This is a genomic window from Duganella sp. HH101, from assembly GCF_001758795.1.
Lineage (GTDB): Bacteria > Pseudomonadota > Gammaproteobacteria > Burkholderiales > Burkholderiaceae_D > Rugamonas > Rugamonas rivuli.
In genome coordinates, this window is sequence record NZ_LRON01000011.1 from 1 (window position 1) to 19,499 (window position 19,499).

The 19,499-nt window shown below is 63.1% G+C and carries 21 protein-coding genes and 1 pseudogene; 17 read left to right on the top strand and 5 right to left on the bottom strand.

Going from position 1 to position 19,499, the window contains the following annotated elements; translation table 11 throughout:
- Nucleotides 1–387: pseudogene (locus DUGA2_RS17985) on the bottom strand (serine/threonine protein phosphatase); the annotation flags it as partial.
- Between the two features lie 96 nt (nucleotides 388–483).
- Between DUGA2_RS17985 and DUGA2_RS17990 the strand changes: the two are divergent.
- Nucleotides 484–1,191 (top strand): HAD family hydrolase, encoded by a 708-nt coding sequence (locus DUGA2_RS17990; RefSeq protein WP_070270870.1) that lies wholly within the window; start codon nucleotides 484–486, stop codon nucleotides 1,189–1,191.
- Nucleotides 1,192–1,259: 68 nt separating this feature from the next.
- Nucleotides 1,260–2,276, top strand: a complete 1,017-nt coding sequence (hrcA, locus tag DUGA2_RS17995) for a heat-inducible transcriptional repressor HrcA (protein ID WP_210402575.1) — start codon at nucleotides 1,260–1,262, stop codon at nucleotides 2,274–2,276.
- Between the two features lie 24 nt (nucleotides 2,277–2,300).
- On the opposite strand, the gene fur is transcribed toward hrcA, so the two are convergent.
- The gene (gene fur / locus DUGA2_RS18000) at nucleotides 2,301–2,729 is read right to left on the bottom strand and encodes a ferric iron uptake transcriptional regulator (protein ID WP_008452832.1); all 429 of its coding nucleotides are present in this window, start codon (nucleotides 2,727–2,729) and stop codon (nucleotides 2,301–2,303) included.
- Between the two features lie 269 nt (nucleotides 2,730–2,998).
- On the opposite strand from fur, the gene DUGA2_RS18005 reads away from it, so the two are divergent.
- From DUGA2_RS18005 to DUGA2_RS18025, 5 genes are all read left to right on the top strand, one after another.
- Nucleotides 2,999–3,649 (top strand): outer membrane protein assembly factor BamE, encoded by a 651-nt coding sequence (locus tag DUGA2_RS18005; RefSeq protein WP_070270872.1) that lies wholly within the window; start codon nucleotides 2,999–3,001, stop codon nucleotides 3,647–3,649.
- Nucleotides 3,650–3,665: 16 nt separating this feature from the next.
- Nucleotides 3,666–4,472 carry a 4-hydroxy-tetrahydrodipicolinate reductase gene (gene dapB / locus DUGA2_RS18010; protein WP_070270873.1) on the top strand — a complete coding sequence of 269 codons (807 nt, stop codon included), beginning with the start codon at nucleotides 3,666–3,668 and terminating at the stop codon, nucleotides 4,470–4,472.
- Nucleotides 4,472–5,158, top strand: coding sequence for a MotA/TolQ/ExbB proton channel family protein (locus tag DUGA2_RS18015; protein WP_070270874.1), 687 nt, complete (start codon nucleotides 4,472–4,474; stop codon nucleotides 5,156–5,158). The genes dapB and DUGA2_RS18015 overlap by 1 nt, the downstream gene beginning before the upstream one ends.
- A gap of 88 nt (nucleotides 5,159–5,246) precedes the next feature.
- Complete coding sequence (locus DUGA2_RS18020; protein WP_070270875.1) at nucleotides 5,247–5,675, top strand: biopolymer transporter ExbD; 429 nt, start codon at nucleotides 5,247–5,249, stop codon at nucleotides 5,673–5,675.
- Nucleotides 5,675–6,001, top strand: coding sequence for a barstar family protein (locus DUGA2_RS18025; protein WP_070270876.1), 327 nt, complete (start codon nucleotides 5,675–5,677; stop codon nucleotides 5,999–6,001). Before DUGA2_RS18020 ends, DUGA2_RS18025 begins: the two co-directional genes overlap by 1 nt.
- On the opposite strand, the gene map is transcribed toward DUGA2_RS18025, so the two are convergent.
- From map to DUGA2_RS18040, 3 genes are all read right to left on the bottom strand, one after another.
- Nucleotides 5,988–6,836 (bottom strand): type I methionyl aminopeptidase, encoded by an 849-nt coding sequence (map, locus tag DUGA2_RS18030; RefSeq protein ID WP_070270877.1) that lies wholly within the window; start codon nucleotides 6,834–6,836, stop codon nucleotides 5,988–5,990. The two genes, DUGA2_RS18025 and map, sit on opposite strands and share 14 nt — an antisense overlap.
- Nucleotides 6,837–6,895: 59 nt before the next feature.
- Nucleotides 6,896–7,261, bottom strand: a complete 366-nt coding sequence (locus tag DUGA2_RS18035; RefSeq protein WP_070270878.1) for a VOC family protein — start codon at nucleotides 7,259–7,261, stop codon at nucleotides 6,896–6,898.
- 72 nt (nucleotides 7,262–7,333) lie between these two features.
- Nucleotides 7,334–8,086 carry an AraC family transcriptional regulator gene (locus DUGA2_RS18040; protein ID WP_070270879.1) on the bottom strand — a complete coding sequence of 251 codons (753 nt, stop codon included), beginning with the start codon at nucleotides 8,084–8,086 and terminating at the stop codon, nucleotides 7,334–7,336.
- Between the two features lie 143 nt (nucleotides 8,087–8,229).
- Between DUGA2_RS18040 and leuS the strand changes: the two genes are divergently transcribed.
- The 10 genes from leuS (at nucleotide 8,230) to DUGA2_RS18085 (ending at nucleotide 19,410) form a co-directional block, all read left to right on the top strand.
- Nucleotides 8,230–10,860, top strand: a complete 2,631-nt coding sequence (leuS, locus tag DUGA2_RS18045; RefSeq protein ID WP_070270880.1) for a leucine--tRNA ligase — start codon at nucleotides 8,230–8,232, stop codon at nucleotides 10,858–10,860.
- Nucleotides 10,861–10,872: 12 nt separating this feature from the next.
- Nucleotides 10,873–11,469, top strand: coding sequence for an LPS assembly lipoprotein LptE (gene lptE / locus DUGA2_RS18050; protein WP_070270881.1), 597 nt, complete (start codon nucleotides 10,873–10,875; stop codon nucleotides 11,467–11,469).
- Between the two features lie 9 nt (nucleotides 11,470–11,478).
- Nucleotides 11,479–12,495 (top strand): DNA polymerase III subunit delta, encoded by a 1,017-nt coding sequence (gene holA, locus DUGA2_RS18055; protein ID WP_008452809.1) that lies wholly within the window; start codon nucleotides 11,479–11,481, stop codon nucleotides 12,493–12,495.
- A gap of 11 nt (nucleotides 12,496–12,506) precedes the next feature.
- On the top strand, nucleotides 12,507–13,772 hold the full coding sequence (locus DUGA2_RS18060) for a glutamate-5-semialdehyde dehydrogenase (protein ID WP_070270882.1): 1,266 nt from the start codon (nucleotides 12,507–12,509) through the stop codon (nucleotides 13,770–13,772).
- Between the two features lie 12 nt (nucleotides 13,773–13,784).
- Nucleotides 13,785–15,203, top strand: a complete 1,419-nt coding sequence (locus DUGA2_RS18065; protein WP_070270883.1) for an AAA family ATPase — start codon at nucleotides 13,785–13,787, stop codon at nucleotides 15,201–15,203.
- A 50-nt stretch (nucleotides 15,204–15,253) separates the two neighbouring features.
- Nucleotides 15,254–15,811: a hypothetical protein gene (locus DUGA2_RS33615; RefSeq protein ID WP_141753309.1), complete on the top strand. Its 558-nt coding sequence runs from the start codon at nucleotides 15,254–15,256 to the stop codon at nucleotides 15,809–15,811.
- Nucleotides 15,812–15,813: 2 nt separating this feature from the next.
- Nucleotides 15,814–16,230 carry a CopD family protein gene (locus tag DUGA2_RS18070; protein ID WP_070270884.1) on the top strand — a complete coding sequence of 139 codons (417 nt, stop codon included), beginning with the start codon at nucleotides 15,814–15,816 and terminating at the stop codon, nucleotides 16,228–16,230.
- Between the two features lie 10 nt (nucleotides 16,231–16,240).
- Nucleotides 16,241–16,843, top strand: a complete 603-nt coding sequence (locus DUGA2_RS18075) for a 2-hydroxychromene-2-carboxylate isomerase (protein WP_070270885.1) — start codon at nucleotides 16,241–16,243, stop codon at nucleotides 16,841–16,843.
- A 71-nt stretch (nucleotides 16,844–16,914) separates the two neighbouring features.
- Nucleotides 16,915–18,117: a class I SAM-dependent RNA methyltransferase gene (locus DUGA2_RS18080; RefSeq protein WP_373994841.1), complete on the top strand. Its 1,203-nt coding sequence runs from the start codon at nucleotides 16,915–16,917 to the stop codon at nucleotides 18,115–18,117.
- A gap of 12 nt (nucleotides 18,118–18,129) precedes the next feature.
- Nucleotides 18,130–19,410, top strand: a complete 1,281-nt coding sequence (locus tag DUGA2_RS18085; RefSeq protein WP_210402576.1) for a multidrug effflux MFS transporter — start codon at nucleotides 18,130–18,132, stop codon at nucleotides 19,408–19,410.
- The last annotated feature ends 89 nt before the right edge of the window (nucleotides 19,411–19,499 follow it).

The following is a 19,499-nucleotide window of genomic DNA, read 5'->3' on the forward strand; positions in this document are numbered from 1 at the left end:
GGCGCCGGCGTAGCTGCCGGCGGCCGGCAGCGGCGCCTCGCAGGTCAGCAGCGGGAAGGCGGCCGGCTTGGAATCGGCCGGGGCCGACGGCGTCGGCCGCAGCGGCACGGTGGCGGCCGGCGCGCGCAGCGCCATCGGCCGCGGGCGCTGGTCGATGACGATGTCGGGGCAGGCGGGGGCGGCGATCAGCACGCGCGCCACGGCGGCGCCTTGCTCGCCCAGCACCACGTACGAGGAAAAGGCCGGCGGCTGGCCGACGGTGGCGCAGCCGGCCAGCAGGGCGGCCAGCGAGGCGGCAACCAGGGCGGCGGGCAGCGCGGGCGCGCGGCGCGAAGGCCGCCGCAAGGGCTGGGAAAAGGGCAGGGAAAAAGGCAGGGAAAAGGGCACGGGGTCTCCAGCAGGGCAATCCGGTAATTTACCATGCCCTCGCGCGGCGGCGATCGGTGCGACAATATGTGGATTCCACATTCCGAGTTGCCCGCCATGACCCCACGCCGCCCGCTAGCCCTGCTGTTCGACCTTGACGATACCCTGTGGCCGATCGGCCCGGTGATCGCGGCGGCGGAAACCAGCTGGCACGCCTGGCTGGCCGCGCACGCGCCCGAGGTGGCGCAGCGCTACAGCGTGGCCGAGCTGCGGGCCCGCCGCATGGCGCTGCTGGAGCAGCGGCCGGAACTGGTGGTCGACCTGTACCAGCTGCGCCGCGTGGCGCTGGAACAAGTCTTCGCCGAGACCGGCGCCGACGCCGCCCACATCGACGGCGCCATGCGGCACTTCCACGAACGCCGCAACGCCGTTACGCCGTTCGACGACGTGGCGGCCGGGCTGGCCGCGCTGCAGGGCATGCTGCGGCTGGGCGTGATCACCAACGGCAACGCCGACCTTGAAGTCATCGGCCTGCACCACCATTTCGACACCGTGCTGGCCTCGTCGCGCTTCGGCCGTGCCAAGCCCGACCCGTCGATCTTCCTGGCCGCCTGCGCGGCGATGGGCGTGGCGCCGGCGGACGCCGTCTACGTCGGCGACGACCTGCGGCTGGACGTGCAGGGCGCGCAGCGCGCCGGCCTGCGGGCGGTGTGGATGAACCGGGGCGGCAGCGCCGCGCACCTGGAGGCGGGCATCGCGCCGGACGCCATCTGTGCCGGTTTTGACGAACTTCTGGCCTGGGTGCGCGGGCAAATGCAGCATTGACGCCACGCGGCGGCCCCCAGCGCCCGCAGAGCGTGCATAATAAGAGGAACTACCATTAGTAAATGACCATGCAACTCGATACCCGCGCACAAACCTTGCTCAAGGCCTTAGTCGAACGCTACATCGCGGACGGCCAGCCGGTGGGCTCGCGCGCCCTGTCCAAGATCTCCGGCCTGGACCTGTCGCCGGCGACCATCCGCAACATCATGGCCGACCTGGAGGAGCTGGGCTACGTCGCCAGTCCCCACACCTCGGCCGGCCGGGTGCCGACGCCGCGCGGCTACCGCATCTTCGTCGACACGCTGCTCACCGTGCAGCACCTGGACGAACAGTCGGTCGAAGGCCGCATGCGGCTGCAGGCGCCGCAGCCGCAGAAAATGATAGCCAACGCGGCGCAGATGCTGTCGTCGCTGTCGCAGTTCGCCGGCGTCGTGCTGAGCCCGCGGCGCGAATCGGTGTTCCAGCAGATCGAGTTTTTGCGGCTGGGCGAGAAGCGCATCCTGCTGGTGATCGTCGGCCCGACCGGCGACGTGCAGAACCGCCTGCTGCTGACCGACGCCGACTACAGTCCGGCGCAGCTGGTGCAGTCGGCCAACTACATCAACCAGAACTACGGCGGCCTGGCCTTCGACGAAGTGCACACGCGCCTGCAGAACGAAGTGCGCCAGCTGCGCGACGACATGGGCCGGCTGATGCAGGCGGCGGTGGAGGCCGGCAGCGAGGCGATGGCGGACAATTCGGACGACATGGTCATCGCCGGCGAGCGCAACCTGCTGTCGGTCAGCGACCTGTCGTCGAACATGACGTCGCTGCGGCAGATGTTCGACATGTTCGAGCAGAAGACGGGATTGATGCAGCTGCTCGACGTGTCGAGCAAGGCCAGCGGCGTGCAGATCTACATCGGCGGCGAATCGAGCCTGGTGCCGATGGACGAGATGAGCGTGGTGACGGCGCCGTACACGGCCAACGGCAAGATCGTCGGCACGCTGGGCGTGATCGGCCCGACGCGCATGGCTTACGAGCGGGTGATACCGATCGTCGACATCACGGCCAAGCTGCTGTCGAACGCCTTGAGCCACAATTAAAAAAAGCCCCGACGGGGCTTTTTTTTATGGCCGGTGCGGGCAGGCGGTCTTGGTGCAGTTGCCGTAGATCGCCAGCGCGTGCTCGGCGATCTTGAAGCCGCGCTCCTTGGCCACCAGTTGCTGGCGGCTTTCGATTTCCTCGTCGAAGAATTCTTCAACCCGGCCGCAATCGAGGCACACCAGGTGGTCGTGGTGCGAACCCTCGTTCAGCTCGAAAATGGCCTTGCCCGTTTCGAAGTGGTTGCGGTTCAGCAGGCCGGCCTGCTCGAACTGGGTCAGCACCCGGTACACGGTGGCCAGGCCCACGTCCATATTGTCGGCCAGCAGGATCTTGTAGACATCCTCGGCGGTCAGGTGGCGCACCTCGCTGTTCTGGAAGATGTCCAGGATTTTGAGGCGTGGCAGCGTGGCTTTGAGGCCGCTGGCCTTCAGGTCGGTCGGATTGTTGCCCATGGTGGAGACTCTTAGTAGTGGTTGGCGATAGCTAGCCCACAGTTTAACGCACTCCGGCTGCCGCCGCAGCTTTCCTTCCCCGGCGGCGCGGCCCCGCGTGAAATTTACATTTGCAATGTTTTACAATTAATCTTTATAAAACAAGGACATAGTTGCCGATTTGCTGGATAATGCCATCTCTCCGAGTGCCCGCGCAGCCCCATGTCGCACCTTGTGCTTTATGATATAGCGTTTTTCGGCACTTCCGCTCGATCAGATTGAGGACAACCATGCGCGTCACCCAGGCTTTATCGCAGTCTTTGTTGCACCGTTTCACCCGCCGCGCGCCCTTGCTCGCCGGCGCTGTTTGCGTCGCGCTGGCCGCGGGCGGCTGTGCATCCAACACCACGCTGGGCGAGAAATCGACCGAAGTGAAAGAAACCGGCACCACGCTGGACGCCAACAAGGGCGCGCAAACCACCACCATCACCCAGTTCCAGAAGTTCATGTGGTTCTTCTCGCCGTATCGTCCGGACATCCAGCAGGGTAACTTCGTCTCCGAGGAAATGCTGTCCCAGCTCAAGCTCGGCATGACGCGCGAGCAGGTGCGCTTCATCTTCGGCACCGCGCTGCTGGCCGACCCCTTCCACGCCGACCGCTGGGACTACGCGTTCCGCATGGCCAAGGGCAATGGCGAAATCACCACCAGCCGCGTGATCGTGTTCTTCGACAAGGACGGCAAGGTGGCGCGCTGGGAAGGCGGCAACCTGCCGACCGAAAAAGACTACATCGCCCGCATCGCCGGCCCGGCGCCCAAGGTCAAGAAAGACTTGAACACGCCGGACGCGCGCCCGGTGGGCAATACCTCGCCGATTCCGGCCGGCAGCGACAACGCCGCCGCCTCGCCGGTGGGCATCACGGTGAACAACGACAAGAAATAAGCACGAGGACAGACGCATGACAGACCTGAACATCGCCATCGCCGGCGCCGGCGGCCGCATGGGCCGCATCCTGATCGAAGCGGTGCAGGACGCGCCGGACGCGCGCCTGTCCGGCGCGCTGGACCGCGCGGGCTCGGCCAACATCGGCAGCGACGCCGCCGCCTTCCTCGGCAAGCCGGCCGGCGTGTTGGTCGAAGCGGAACTGGCCAAGGGCCTGGCCGGCGCCCAGTTCCTGATCGACTTCACCCGTCCCGAAGGCACGCTGGAGCACCTGGCGTATTGCGCCGAGCATGGCATCAAGATGATCATCGGCACCACCGGCTTCGACGAAGCAGGCAAGGCCGCCATCGCCGAAGCGGCCAAGAAAACCGCCATCGTGTTCTCGCCCAACTTCAGCGTCGGCGTCAACGTCACGCTCAAGCTGCTGCAACAGGCGGCCAAGGCGCTGTCGACCGGCTACGACATCGAAGTGATCGAAGCCCACCACCGCCACAAGGTCGACGCGCCGTCCGGCACCGCGCTGAAGATGGGCGAAGTGCTGGCCGACGCGCTGGGCCGCGATTTGAAGGATTGCGCCGTCTACGCCCGCGAAGGCGTGACCGGCGAGCGCGACCCGTCGTCGATCGGCTTCGCCACCATCCGTGGCGGCGACATCGTCGGCGACCACACGGTGCTGTTCGCCGGCACCGGCGAGCGCATCGAGATCAGCCACAAGTCCAGCAGCCGCGTGACCTACGCCCACGGCTCGCTGCGCGCCTGCCGCTTCCTGGCCGACAAGGCGACCGGCCTGTACGACATGAACGACGTGCTGGCGCTGAACTGATGACGCCCAACCACTTCACCCTCGCGAGCTACTGGGAGCAGGGCGACACCATCAGCCACCTGGTGGCGCTGGTGCTGCTGGCGATGTCGCTGGTGAGCTGGTTCTTCATCCTGTCCAAGGCGTATGCCGCGTGGCGCATCCGCCGCAGCGCGCCGGCCGTGCAGGCGTTCTGGGAGGCGCCGACCATGCAGGACGGCGTCGCCGCGCTGACGCTGGCCGACCCCGAGCAAGTCTTCCTGCCGCTGGCCCAGCAAGGCGCCGCGCAATTGCAAACCGCCGGCCGTCCATCGCTGGGCGGCGCCATGGGCCACGCGGCCCAGGTGACGCGCGTGCTGCGCGTGGCGATCCAGGCGTCGACCAACCGCCTCGAGGGCGGCCTGACCCTGCTGGCCTCGATCGGCGCCACCGCGCCGTTTGTCGGCCTGCTGGGCACGGTGTGGGGCATCTACCATGCGCTGGCCAATGTGTCGGCCAACGGCACGGTGCAGATCGACAAAGTGGCCGGCCCGGTGGGCGAGGCGCTGATCATGACCGCCATCGGCCTGACGGTGGCGATTCCCGCCGTACTGGCGTATAACGGATTCAACCGCGTCAACCGGCTGACCCTGGCCGAACTGGACGCCTTCGCGCACGACCTGCACGCCTACCTGACCACGGGCGAGCGTGCGGGTGGGGGTCAAGTCTGACATTTGGACACGAGCTCTGCCGTAGCGGTCGCTACGGCAGAGCTCGTGTCCAAATGTCAGACTTGACCCCACCGTTTTAGGAGCAAGCATGAGCTTTGGCGCATTCAACCACCACCGCAATCCGGGGCCGATGGCCGACATCAACGTCACGCCGATGGTGGACGTGATGCTGGTGCTGCTGGTGATCTTCATCCTCAGCGCGCCGATGTTCACCAATTCGGTCAAGCTGGACCTGCCGAAGGCGCAGGCGCAGGCGAACCCGCAGCAGCCGGCCACGGTGACGCTGGCCATCGACGGCGCCGGCAAAATATTCTGGAACAACGACCCGGTCGAGCAGAGCATGCTGGAGGCGCGCCTGGTCGAGGCGGCCAAGCTGGAGCCGCAGCCGGAACTGCAACTGCGCGCCGACAAGGACACCCGCTACGAAGTGGTGGCGCAGGTGATGGCGGCCGCGCAGTCGAATGGATTAACGAAATTGGGCTTCGTCACCGATCCCAAAAAAGAAGGAAAAAAATAATGGCAACCGCAGAATTGAACGGCGCGGACATCACCGGCTTCGACAGCTTCCACGCCGCCTGCAAGGCCGCGCTGGGTTTCCCCGACAGCTACGGCAACACCATGGACGCCTGGGTCGATTGCCTCAGCTATCTGCGCGACGAGGACGGCATGAGCAAGTTCCGCCTGAAGCCGAACGAGGTGCTGGAAATCGTCATCAAGGACGCGGCGGCCATGCAGGCCGCGGTCCCGGATATTCTGGAAGAAGTGACGTACTGCGTGGCCGGCATCAACGAGCGCTACGAAGACTACGGCGAGAAGCCGGCCCTGAAACTTACGCTGCGCTAGGGGCTGCAGCTCCGGCGGCGCCGGCCGGCACGGCGTTCGGGATCTGCGCCTTGGCGCCGGTCTCGCCCGGGGCCAGCGTCAGCACCTCGAAGCCGGTCTCGGTAACAAGCACCATGTGCTCCCATTGCGCCGACAGCGATTTGTCGCGCGTCTCGACGGTCCAGCCGTCGCTCAATTCCTTGGTCGCCGCCTTGCCGGCGTTGATCATCGGCTCGATCGTGAACAGCATGCCCGGCTTGAGCACCACGCCCTGGCCCGGACGGCCGTAGTGCGTCACCTGCGGCTCCTCGTGGTAGACCATGCCGATGCCGTGGCCGCAGTAGTCGAGCACCACGCTGTAGCCGGCCTTCTCGGCGATGGTCTGGATCGCGAAGCCGACATCGCCCAGCGTCGCGCGCGGCTTGACGGCGCGGATGCCGGCCCACATCGCCGAATACGTGGTTTCCACCAGCTTGCGCGTGGCCTTCGACGGTTCGCCGACGTAGTACATGCGGCTGGTGTCGCCATGCCAGCCATCCTTGATGACGGCGACGTCGATGTTGATGATGTCGCCGTCCTTGAGGATGTGGTCGGCCGCCGGAATGCCGTGGCAGACCACGTGGTTGACCGAGCTGCACACGGTGGCCGGGAAGCCGCCGTAGCCGACGTTGGCCGGGATCGCCTGCTGCACGTTGACGATGTAGTCGTTGCACAGCTGGTCGAGGTGGGCCGTGCTGACGCCCGCCTTGACGTGCGGCGCGATCATCGTCAGTACGTCGGCCGCCAGCTGGGCGGCGACGCGCGCCAGGACGATTTGCTCGGGCGACTTGATCAGGTTGGCGTTACGGCGGGACATGGGACGACCTCTTTCATTTTTTAAGCCGCGTATTCTGCCACAAATGCGTGCCGCGATCGCTAGCGCACCGCCTTCACGTCGAAGTGCGGGTTGTCGGTCAGGCAAAGCAGGTTGCCGAACGGGTCGGCCAGTTCGACCGTCTTGATGTTCTCGCCGACGTCCTGGATGGCGCCGTGCACGCTGGCGCCCAGGGCGACGATGCGCTCGACTTCGGCGGCGATATCGTCCACGCCCCAGTAGACCATGCTGCCGGTCTGGCCCGGCTTGCCGTCCGGGATCAGGCCCAGCTCGAAGCCGCCGATGTTGAAGCCGACGTAGAACGGCTGGTCGAAATAGGGTGCGGTGTCGAATACCTTGCTGTACCAGGCCTTGGCGGCCGCCAGGTCGGCGACCGGATAGGCCACGGTGCGTAATCCCTTGATCATGCTTGTCTCCCTTGAGATGTCGAAAACATCATCTTGGCACAATGGCGGCGCGAGCGATTGTAAAAATGGAAGCTAGGCCGCCAGCAGGAAGCGCTCCGGCGCGCTGCCGGCGAATTCCCGGAACTCGTGGATCAGGTGCGACTGGTCGAAATAGCCGCAGGCCAGCGCCAGTTGCGCCCAGTCCGGGGCGGGCGAGGCCTTGAGCGCGGCGGCGGCACGGCGGAAGCGGCAGATGCGCGCATACAGCTTGGGCGACAGCCCGACCCGCGCGCGGAACAGCGCCGCCATGTGCTGGCGCGACACGCCCAACTGGGCCGCCAGGTCTTCGATGCGCAGCGCGCCGCCGCTGGCGTCCAGCGCGGCCAGGGCGCGGCGGATCAGCAAATCGCCCGCATCGGCCGGCTTGCCCGCTGCGCGCAGGCGCAGCAACAACTGGTGCTCGATGACGGCGATCCGTTCGCGGTCGGACAGCTCGCAGGTCCACAGCGCATCGGCCAGCCGCTCGGCATCGCTGCGGCCCCACAGCTGGTCGATATCGGCCCGCTGGTCGGTCAGCGCATGCAGCGGCGCGGCCAGGAAGGCGCCGGCCGCACCGGGCTTGAAGCGCACCGCCACCGTGCGCAGCGGCCCGTCGCTGGCGACCAGGATGGCGCTGCTCATCATGCCGACCGCGAAGCCGGGCCGGCCGCCGTCCTGCCACAGAATATCGACGCAGTTATCCGGCAGCACCCGGTGCGTATGGGCGCCGCCGGGCGCGCAGGCGGCCCACATGCACTCGACATGCGCGGCCAGCGCCGGATGGGGAGGATATTCGCGGTAATACATCCGCCCAGTATACCCCGTGGGGTCAAGTCTGACATTTGGACACGGCCTCTTCCGCAGTGCAGCAGAGGCCGTGTCCGAATGTCAGACTTGACCCCCTGGGTTATAATGTCCGGTTCATATACACTTATTGGCCGCACACCATCATGCAAGATAAATATAGTCCCGCTGACGTAGAAAAAGCCGCTCAATCCCACTGGAAAGCCATCGACGCCTACAAGGCCGTCGAGCACGACCCGCGTTTCCCGAAAGGGAAGTACTACGCCTGCTCGATGCTGCCTTACCCATCGGGCAAGCTGCATATGGGCCACGTCCGCAACTATACGATCAATGATGTGATGTACCGCTACCTGCGCATGAACGGCTACAACGTGCTGATGCCGATGGGCTGGGATGCGTTCGGCATGCCGGCGGAAAACGCGGCGATGGCCAACAACGTGCCGCCGGCGCAATGGACCTACTCCAACATCGCCCACATGCGCGAACAGATGGAGTCCATGGGCCTGGCCATCGACTGGTCGCGCGAAATGACCGCGTGCAAGCCGGAATACTACAAGTGGAACCAGTGGATGTTCCTGAAGATGCTGGAAAAAGGCATCATCTACAAAAAGACCGGCACCGTGAACTGGGATCCGATCGACCAGACCGTGCTGGCCAACGAGCAGGTGGTCGACGGCCGCGGCTGGCGTTCCGGCGCGCTGATCGAAAAGCGCGAAATCCCGATGTACTACGCCCGCATCACCGACTACGCCGACGAGCTGCTGGCCTACGTCGACGACAAGCTGCCAGGCTGGCCTGAGCGCGTGCGCACCATGCAGACCAACTGGATCGGCAAATCGACCGGCGTGCGCTTCGCCTTCCCGCACCAGATCAAGGGCGCCGACGGCTCGCTGATCCAGGACGGCAAGATGTACGTCTTCACCACCCGTCCGGACACCATCATGGGCGTGACCTTCTGCGCCGTGGCCGCCGAGCACCCGCTGGCCATCCACGCCGCGCAGACCAATCCGGCACTGGCCGCCTTCAACGCCGAGTGCAAGCTGGGCTCCGTGATCGAAGCCGACATGGCGACGATGGAGAAGAAGGGCATGCCGACCGGCTTGTTCGTCACCCATCCGCTGACCGGCGAGCAGGTTGAAGTCTGGGTCGGCAACTACGTGCTGATCACCTACGGCGACGGCGCCGTCATGGGCGTGCCCGCGCACGACGAGCGCGATTTCGCCTTCGCCAAAAAATATAACCTGCCGATCAAGCAGGTCATCCAGGCCGAGGGCAAGGAGTTCTCGACCGAAGCCTGGCAGGAATGGTACGGCGACAAGGAAGTCTCCATCGTCACCAACTCCGGCAAGTACGACGGCCTGGCCTACGCCGCCGCCGTTGACGCGGTGGCCGCCGACATGGCCGCCAAGGGCCTGGGCGAGAAGAAGATCACCTTCCGCCTGCGCGACTGGGGCATCTCGCGCCAGCGCTACTGGGGCACGCCTATCCCGATGATCCACTGCGGCGATTGCGGCGTGGTGCCGGTGCCGGAAAAAGACCTGCCGGTGGTGCTGCCGGAAGACTGCGTACCCGATGGTACCGGCAACCCGCTGAATAAATACGAAGCCTTCCTCAAGTGCGACTGCCCGCAGTGCGGCAAGCCTGCGCGCCGCGAAACCGATACGATGGACACCTTCGTCGATTCGTCGTGGTACTACATGCGCTATACCTCGCCGGGCGCCGACAAGGCCATGGTCGACGAGCGCAATGACTACTGGATGCCGATGGACCAGTACATCGGCGGCATCGAACACGCCGTCATGCACCTGCTGTACGCGCGCTTCTGGACCAAGATCATGCGCGACTTCGGCCTGGTCAAGTTCGATGAGCCGTTCACCAACCTGCTCACGCAAGGCATGGTGCTCAACGAGACCTACTACCGCGAAGACGCAGCCGGCAAGAAGACCTGGTTCAACCCGGCCGACGTCGACCTGACGCTGGACGACAAGGGCCGCCCGCAAGGCGCGACCTCGAAGGCCGACGGCCAGCCGGTCAACATCGGCGGCACCGAGAAGATGTCTAAGTCGAAGAACAACGGCATCGACCCTGCGGCGCAGATCGACCAGTATGGCGCCGACACCGCGCGCCTGTTCACCATGTTCGCTTCGCCACCGGAGCAGACGCTGGAATGGTCGGGCAGCGGCGTCGAAGGCGCCAACCGCTTCCTGCGCCGCGTGTGGGCCTTCGGCTACGCGCAGCGTGAAGCCATCGCCGCCGCCGGCGCGCCGCTGACCGCCGCCGCCACCACGGACGCCGGCAAAGCACTGCGCCGCGAACTGCACAAGGTGCTGCAGCAGGCCGACTACGACATCAAGCGCATCCAGTACAACACCGTGGTGTCGGCCTGCATGAAGATGCTCAACACGCTGGAATCGGCCAAGGATGCGGATGCCGCGTCGGTCGCCGAAGGCTACGCGATCTTCCTGCGCCTGCTGAACCCTGTCGCCCCGCACATCACCCACGTGCTGTGGGAAGAACTGGGCTACGCCAAGGCGCACGGCGACATCCTCAACGTGCAGTGGCCGCAAGTGGACCCTGCTGCGCTGGAGCAGTCCGAGATCGAAATGATGATCCAGGTGAACGGCAAGCTGCGCGGCAGCGTGGTGGTGGCCAAGACCGCCGACAAGGCCAGCATCGAGGCTGCCGCACTGGCCAACGAGGGCGTGCAGAAGTTCATCGAAGGTACGCCGAAGAAGATCATCGTCGTGCCGGGCAAATTGATCAACATCGTGGTTTAACTGGATTCAAACATGCTGACTACTTCCGAGTTGTTCCGGCGCGGCCGCCTGGCCGGCGCGGTGCTGGCCGTGGCGCTGACCGTGTCGGCCTGCGGCTTCCATCTGCGCGGCGACGGCGGCCATTACACGCTGCCGTTCCCGACGATGTACATCGGACTGCCGGAAGCGTCGCCATTGGCCATCGATTTGAAGCGCAACATCCGCGCCAACGGCGGCACCACCGTGGTCAACGCGGCCAAGGATGCGGATGGCGTGGTCGAGGTGATTTCCGATCCGGAGAAAACCCGCACCAAGACCATCCTGTCGCTGAACAGCAATGGCCGCGTGCGGCAGTATCTGCTGTCGTACAACATCGTGTTCCGCGTGCTGGACAAGCAGGGCAAGGAGCTGCTGGGCAGCACGCAGATCCTGCTGACCCGTCCCATCGACTTCAACGAAACCCAGTTGCTGGCGAAGGAACAGGAAGAGGCGCTGCTGTACAAGGACATGCAGACCGATCTGGTGCAGCAGATGATGCGCCGTATCGCGGCCATCAAGACGCAGCAGGTGTCGCTGCCGCCGCCCAAGGCGGTGCCGACGCCGTCGGCGCCGGCCGTGCCTATCCAGTAAGGACGCGCGATGCAATTAAGGTTGGAAGCGCTGGACGGCCATTTGACGAAGTCGCTGTCCCAGCTGTACGTGATCACCAGCGACGAGCATCTGCTGGCGCTGGAAGCCGCCGACAAGATCCGCAAGGCGGCGCGCGCGCAGGGCTATTCCGAGCGCGACGTGCTGACCGTGGAGCGCAGCTTCAAGTGGGGCGAGCTGCTGGCGTCCAACCAGGCGCTGTCGCTGTTCGGCGACAAGAAGCTGATCGAGCTGCGCATCCCGACCGGCAAACCCGGCAAGGATGGCGGCGCGGCGCTGCAGAATTATGTGAAAGACCTGAGTCCGGACAACCTGACCCTGATCACGCTGCCGAAGCTGGATTGGCAGACGCAGAAGGCGGCCTGGGTCGCCAGTCTGCAGCAGGCGGCGGTGTATATCGACATCGCCCAGATTGAGCGGGCGCAGTTACCCAATTGGATAGGCCAGCGCCTTGCCGCACAAGGGCAAAGCGCGGACAGACAGAGCATCGATTTCATCGCCGATCGCGTTGAAGGCAATCTGCTTGCGGCCCATCAGGAGATACAGAAGTTGGCCTTGCTGCACGAGCCGGGCAAGCTGACCTATGAGCAGGTGCACGATGCGGTGCTGAACGTGGCGCGTTACGACGTGTTCAAGCTCAGTGAAGCGATGCTGTCGGGCGATCCGGCGCGTCTGGTGCGCATGCTGGAAGGCTTGAAGGGCGAGGGCGAAGCGCTGCCGCTGGTGCTGTGGGCCGTGTCGGAGGAAATCCGCACGCTGCTCAAGCTGAAGGCGGGCATGGCGCAGGGCCGTCCGCTGGGTGCGCTGCTCAAGGAGTATCGCATCTGGGGACCGAAGGAACGCATGATGGAGCCGGCGCTGCGCCGCATCTCGCTGCCGGTACTGGAAGCGGCGATGAAGGACGCGGCGCAGGTCGACAAGATGATCAAGGGCTTGCGCGCCAAAGCGCACGCCGGCGACGCGTGGGATTCGATGCTGCAGCTGGCGCTGAAAGTCGCACGCGGTTAGGAAAGCTAGCTATGGATATCAAGCACTACATGGAACAACTGGGCCAGCAGGCGCGCAAGGCATCGCGCGCCATGGCCCGTGCCGACAGCGCCACCCGCAACCGCGCGCTGACGCTGATCGCCGACGCGATCGAACGCGACGCCGCCCAGCTGCGCGCCGCCAATCAGCTCGACATGGACGCGGCGGCCGCGAACGGCCTGGCCCCGGCCATGCTGGACCGCCTGGCGTTGTCCGAGCAGGCCATCGCCACGATGGTGGAAGGCCTGCGCCAGATCGTCGCGCTGCCCGATCCCATCGGCGAAATCACCGGCCTGAAATTCCGCCCGACCGGCATCCAGGTCGGCCAGATGCGCGTGCCGCTGGGCGTGATCGGCATCATCTACGAATCGCGCCCAAACGTGACGGTGGACGCGGCAGGGCTGTGCATCAAGAGCGGCAACGCCACCATCCTGCGCGGCGGCTCGGAAGCGATCCACTGCAACCGCGCGCTGGCCAAGCTGGTCAAGGAAGGCCTGCTGGGCGCTGGCCTTCCGGCCGACGGCGTACAGGTCGTGGACACCACCGACCGCGCCGCGGTGGGCGCGCTGATCACCATGCCGCAGTACGTGGACGTGATCGTGCCGCGCGGCGGCAAGGGCCTGATCGCGCGCCTGATGGAAGAGGCGACGGTGCCGATGATTAAGCACCTGGACGGCATCTGCCACGTCTACATCGACGCCAAGGCCGATTTGAAGAAGGCGCTGGACATCGGCTTCAACGCCAAGTGCCACCGCTACGGCACCTGCAACACCATGGAAACGCTGCTGGTGGCGCGTTCCATCGCGCCGGCGGTGCTGCCGGAACTGGCGAAGCTGTACGCCACCAAGCAGGTCGAACTGCGCGCCGATCCGGAAGCGATGGCGATCCTGGCCGGCTACCCGCACCTGGTGGCGGCCACCGAGGAAGACTGGTCGACCGAATACCTGGCCGCTATCCTGTCGGTGAAGATCGTCGCCGGCATCGACGAGGCGATGGAGCACATCAACCATTACTCGTCCAAGCACACGGAATCCATCATCACCGAAGACCATACGGACGCGATGCGCTTCCTGCGCGAAGTCGATTCGGCGTCGGTGATGATCAACGCGTCGACGCGCTTCGCCGACGGTTTCGAATATGGCCTGGGCGCGGAGATCGGTATCTCCAACGACAAGCTGCACGCGCGCGGCCCGGTGGGGCTGGAAGGTTTAACATCGTTGAAATACATCGTTTTCGGTAATGGACAGATTCGTGCCTAAAGGGCCAACATCATGCTAACTCGTCTGCGTGTCAAGGGATTCAAGAGCTTAGAGGACATAGAAGTGCGCTTCGGTCCGTTCACTTGCATTGCGGGTGTGAATGGCGTTGGGAAGTCGAATCTGTTCGATGCGATCTTGTTTTTGAAATATCTTGCAGACCTTCCGATCATTGAAGCTGCGACGAATATACGTAATTCCGTAAAACAGCGCGCAAACATTGCATCGCTATTCACGAAAACCGCCACGCACCATGCGCAATTCATGGAGTTTGAAGCGGACTTTCTGGTGCCCGCTACTGTGACGGATGATTTTGGTCGTCAAGCAAAGCCCAAAGTCACTTATCTGCGATACAAGTTAGCCTTGAAATATGTCGCAGCCACTTCATCAACATCCGAAGGGATTGAACTGGCGTCGGAGTCGCTGACCTTTATCCAGAAAGGCTTGGCTGCCCGCGAACTAGGCTTCGAGATGTCGAAGGAGTTCTTTGCGTCCATTTATCAGGGAAGTAGCAAGATCGACTTCATCTACATGGATGAAGATGCGGTGGGCGTTGTTAAGATCCGGCAGGATCAAAATGGTGGCGGAGGCTCTCCAATTAGTATTCCCATCGCGAAGGCCGGACGCACGATCCTCAGCAATATTAATACGATAGATCGCCCTACTGCATTAGCTGCCCGGCGCGAGATGCAGTCCTGGGTTAATTTGCAGCTTGAGTCGAGCTCATTGCGGAAGCCAGATGATTTTCTTTCTGTTAGCACGGTCTCTGCAACAGGTGAACATTTACCTGCCGCTTTGGATCGTCTGAAAAAAAATGAGGAAGTGACAAATCAGCTTGCAAATTTGTTGCCTGATGTTGCAGATGTGTTTGTCGATGTTGACGAGAAGCGCCAATTGAAGACGTTGTATCTCGAAACCACGAGTGGAATCCGGCATGAGGCACGGTCGTTGTCGGACGGTACTTTGCGGTTCTTGGCATTGGCAATTATCGGAGCTGACGGCGAGGCTGGCGGTGTCATTTGTCTGGAGGAACCGGAAAATGGAATTCACCCGGCGCGTATTCCTGCGATTGTTGAATTGCTTAATCAGATGGCTGTTGATACACGGTACGCCGTCGGCGAGGATAATCCACTGCGGCAGATTATTATTAATACGCATTCGCCTTTGGTGATCGAGCGACTGAAGCTGGATAATCTCATTGTTTCTCAGGCATATAAGCGTGACGGCGCATCGCTTTCGACCTTTGGCCCGATCAAGACCACGTGGCGGGATGCCTTTGCTGACGCGGCGAAGGGAACGAGGCCTGTAGGATTTGGAGCGCTCATGGCATACTTGGCTCATGATGATGTATCTGAAGAGGGCATAGCGGATAAATTCAATGTTTTGCACCAATTCAAGCACCAGCTATCGCTGATAGATAGCGGTGCAAAATGACAGTTCTCCGATACACCCTGCTTTCAGATGGCACTTCGGATGCCGTGCTCATGCCGATAATCGAATGGTTGATCAAGGAGCATCGACCAGACTTCGGTCTGCAAGGCCAAGTCGCCACAGGCTTGAGTACTGTCGACCGTAGTCTGGCGAGCAGAATACCGGCTGCCCTTGCCTCGTGCCCGTGCGATATGCTGTTCATACATAGGGACGCAGAAGGGGAGTCGATCGAATTAAGATTGTGTGAAATTGAGGACGCCGCGCAAGTTCATAATGCAGATTACGTACCTATCGTTCCTGTAAGGATGACCGAGGCTTGGCTGTTTTCTGATGAGGCTGCTATTAGATCTGCCGCAGAGAATTTGCGAGGGAATATGACTCTCAATCTCCCTGCCAAAAAGACTTGGGAAAGACTGGCCGATCCTAAAGGCGTGCTTTTTGAGACGTTGGTGATTGCGTCTGGAAAACAAGGGCGTGCTTTGGCGAAGTTTAATCCGCATCGGCAACGACGGTTGGTTACGCAACGAACTCACGATTTTTCCGGGTTACGTGGGTTGCCTTCGTTTGATGAATTTGAATCACAACTTTTGAGAAAGCTAAGAGACTTTTGACTATGCTCTGGATTAAAGCGCTGCACATTTTCTTCGTGATCTCCTGGATGTCGGGCGTGTTCTACCTGCCGCGCATCTTCGTCAATCTGGCGATGGAAACCGACAAGGCCACGACCGCTCGCTTGCTGGTCATGGCGCGCAAGCTGTATCGGTTTTCGATGTGGTTGTCGGTGTTCGCGGTGGTGTTCGGCGCCATCCTGGTGTGGATGCAGTACGGCGCGCAGATGCCGCACTGGCTGCACGCCAAGCTGTTCTTCGTGGTGCTGGTGATCGGCTATCACCACGCGTGCGGCGGCATCCTGAAAAAATTCGAGAAGGGCGTCAATACCCGCAGCCACAAGTGGTATCGCGTCTTCAATGAAATGCCGGTGTTTATGATGCTGGCGATAGTGCTGCTGGTTGTCGTCAAACCCTTCTGATCGGAGCGTCATGAGTAAAGTCTGCCAGTATTTTTTCGCCACCCATTCGCCGTGGACGTATCTGGGCCATGAGCGGTTTATCGCCATGGCGCGTCAGCACGGCGTGCAGGTGGAAGTGCGTCCGGTGGACCTGGGCAAGGTGTTCGGCGTCTCCGGCGGCCTGCCGCTGGCCAAGCGCGCGCCGCAGCGCCAGGCCTATCGCCTGGTCGAGTTGGCGCGCTGGTCGGAGTTCCTCGGTATTCCGCTCAATGTGCAGCCGAAGTTTTTCCCGGTCTCGCCGGAGCTGTCCAACCGCATGGCGATCGCCGCGCGCCTGACGCATGGTGTGGACGTGTCGCTGGAGCTGGCGTTCGCGGTCATGCGCGGCCTGTGGGCTGAAGATAAAAATATCGGCGACGAAGAGACGCTGGTGCAGATCGCCGGCAGCTGCGGCCTGGATGGCAAGGCGCTGATCAAGTCGGCGGAGACGGCCAGCGTGCAGGCCGAGTACGACCGCAATACAGAAGACGCAACGGCGGCCAGCGTATTCGGCTCGCCGTGGTACGTGTTGGATGGTGAAAGTTTCTGGGGCCAGGACCGCCTGGACTTCCTGGAAAGAGCAATGCAGAAGTAAGTAGTGTAGTAAATGCGGCGCCGCGCCACTCGGGCGGCGCGCAATTTTTTTAACGGACAAAAGGTACACCTATGGCATCCTATTTTTGCCCATGCCCTCGCGGCATGGAAGCGGCGCTGGCCGAAGAACTGGGCGAAATCGCCCTGCTGAGCACCACCATGAAGGTGCACAACCAGGTACCGGGCGGCGTGCACTGCTCCGGCGACCTGCTCGATTCCTACCGCATCAACCTGCACTCGCGCATCGCGTCGCGCGTGCTGATGCGCATGGCCGTCACCGGCTACCAGAACGAGAACGACATCTACGACCTGGTGCTGGCGCAGCAGTGGGAAGACTGGTTCACCTACGACCACACGATCCGCGTCGATGTCACCGCCGTGAAGTCCCCGCTGAAAAGCCTGGAGTTCACCACGCTGAAAATCAAGGACGCGATCTGCGACCGCTTCCGCGACCAGTTCGACAAGCGTCCTTCGGTCAACACCAAGGAGCCGGACATGCGCATCGTCGGCTTCCTCGACGCGCGCCAGTTCATCATCTACCTCGACACCTCCGGCGAAGCGCTGTTCAAGCGCGGCTGGCGTGAAGAAACCGGCGACGCGCCGCTGCGCGAAAACCTGGCCGCCGGCCTGCTGCGCGTGTCGGGCTGGAAGCCGGGCATGCCGCTGTTCGACCCGATGTGCGGCTCCGGCACCATCCTGTGCGAAGCGGCGCAGATGGTGCAGGGCATCCCGCCGGGCGCGCGCCGCCGCTTTGCCTTCGAAGCCTTCAACGACTTCGATCCGGCGCCGTGGAACGAGATGAAGAATTCGATCAAGGCCAATCCGCTGCCGGAATCGCCGACCATCTTCGGCTCCGACATCTCGGGCGACATGGTGGCGATGACGCGCCATAACCTGAAGTGCGCCGGCATCATGTTCGACGTGCCGCTCAAGCAGATCGAGGCGCAGGAAGTGAAGGCGCCGACCGAGCAGCCGGGCATCCTGCTGACCAACCCTCCGTACGGCGAGCGTATCGGCGTGCGCGGCGACAGCACGCTGCCGGAAGACGAACTGGCGACCAGCTTCTACTCGGCGCTGTCGACCACCTTGAAGCAGCGCTTCGCCGGCTGGACGGTGTTCCTGTTCACGGCCGACCTGGGCCTGCCTAAGCTGCTGCGCCTGAAGGAATCGCGCAAGACGCCGTTCTTCAACGGCGCGCTGGAATGCCGCTTGTTCCGCTTCGATATGGTGGCGGGCTTCAACCGCCGCGAAGCCGCGAAACCCAAAGAAGTCTAACAACCACGCCACATGTTCCCGACACCTCCCGCAAATCTTCCCCCAGATCCTGTCGCGGAGGTGCCGGAACCGCCGCCGTCGCACATGAAAGTCCTCAGCGCCGGCGCGCTGGCCGCCGTGCTGGCGGCCTTGTCGATGCTGGGGCCTTTCTCCATCGACGCGTATCTTCCCGCCTTCCCCAACATCCAGGCCACGCTTAACGCCACGCCCATCGAGGTGCAGCAAAGCCTGACCTTCTACATGCTGTCCTTCGCCTGCATGGTGCTGTGGCACGGCGCGCTGTCGGACGCCTTCGGCCGCCGCAACGTGGTGCTGGTGTCGCTGGTGATGTTCGCCATCGGCACGCTGGGCTGCGCCGCCGCGCACAGCGTGCATTACCTGTGGGCCTTCCGCATCCTGCAGGGCGTGTCGTCCGGCGCCGGCGTGGTGGTGGGGCGGGCCATCATCCGCGACCTGTACCAGGACGCCGCCGCCGCAAGGCTGCTGTCGATGGTGACGATGATCTTCTCGATCGCGCCGGCCATCGCGCCGATACTGGGCGGCTGGGTGGTCACGCTGTTCGACTGGCGGGCGATCTTCCTGGCGCTGCTGGTATACAGCGTGCTGCTGTTCATCTACTGCTACCGCCGCCTGCCGGAGACGCTGCCGAAGGAAAAGCGCCATCCCTTCAATCCGCACTTCCTGCTGCGTAACTACAGCGAGATCCTGCGCTCGCCGCTGTTCCACATGAAGTCCGGCGTGGTGGCCTGCAATTTCGCCGGCCTGTTCCTGTACATCTCGTCGGCGCCGGTGTTCCTGCCGCAGCACCTGGGGCTGGGCGCCTCGCAGTTCGGCTGGCTGTTCATTCCGTCGGTGAGCGGTATCTTCCTGGGCGCGCTGGCGGCGAACCGGATTGCCGGAAAGATGGCATTTTCGCGACAGATTGGTATTGGCTTTTGTTTCCTGCTGGCGGCGTCGATATTTAACGTTTGCTACCACCTGCTGCTGCCGCCCGCGCTGCCCTGGTCGGTGGCGCCGATGTTCTTCTACACCTTCGGCATGTCGGTGGTGGCGCCGGCGGCGACCTTGCTGGCATTGGACTTGTTCCCGCATATCCGCGGAACGGTGGCATCCTGCCAATCTTTCGCCACCACCCTGCTCGGCGCCATCGTGGCGGGGGTGATCGCACCCTTCCTATCACACTCCGTGCTCTGGCTAGCCGCAGGACAGATGGCATTTAGTGCCTCTGCTCTCGTTTTGTGGTTGACGTCGCGCTATTACCGGCGCATGCTACTACGCCATCCGGGCCAATAATTATTTACGGCAGGAAATTGAGTTAGTTTAGAAAGAAATCTTACTTGCTGTTAAGTTACTAACGAGACTTTATGTTAGTATAACTTTTT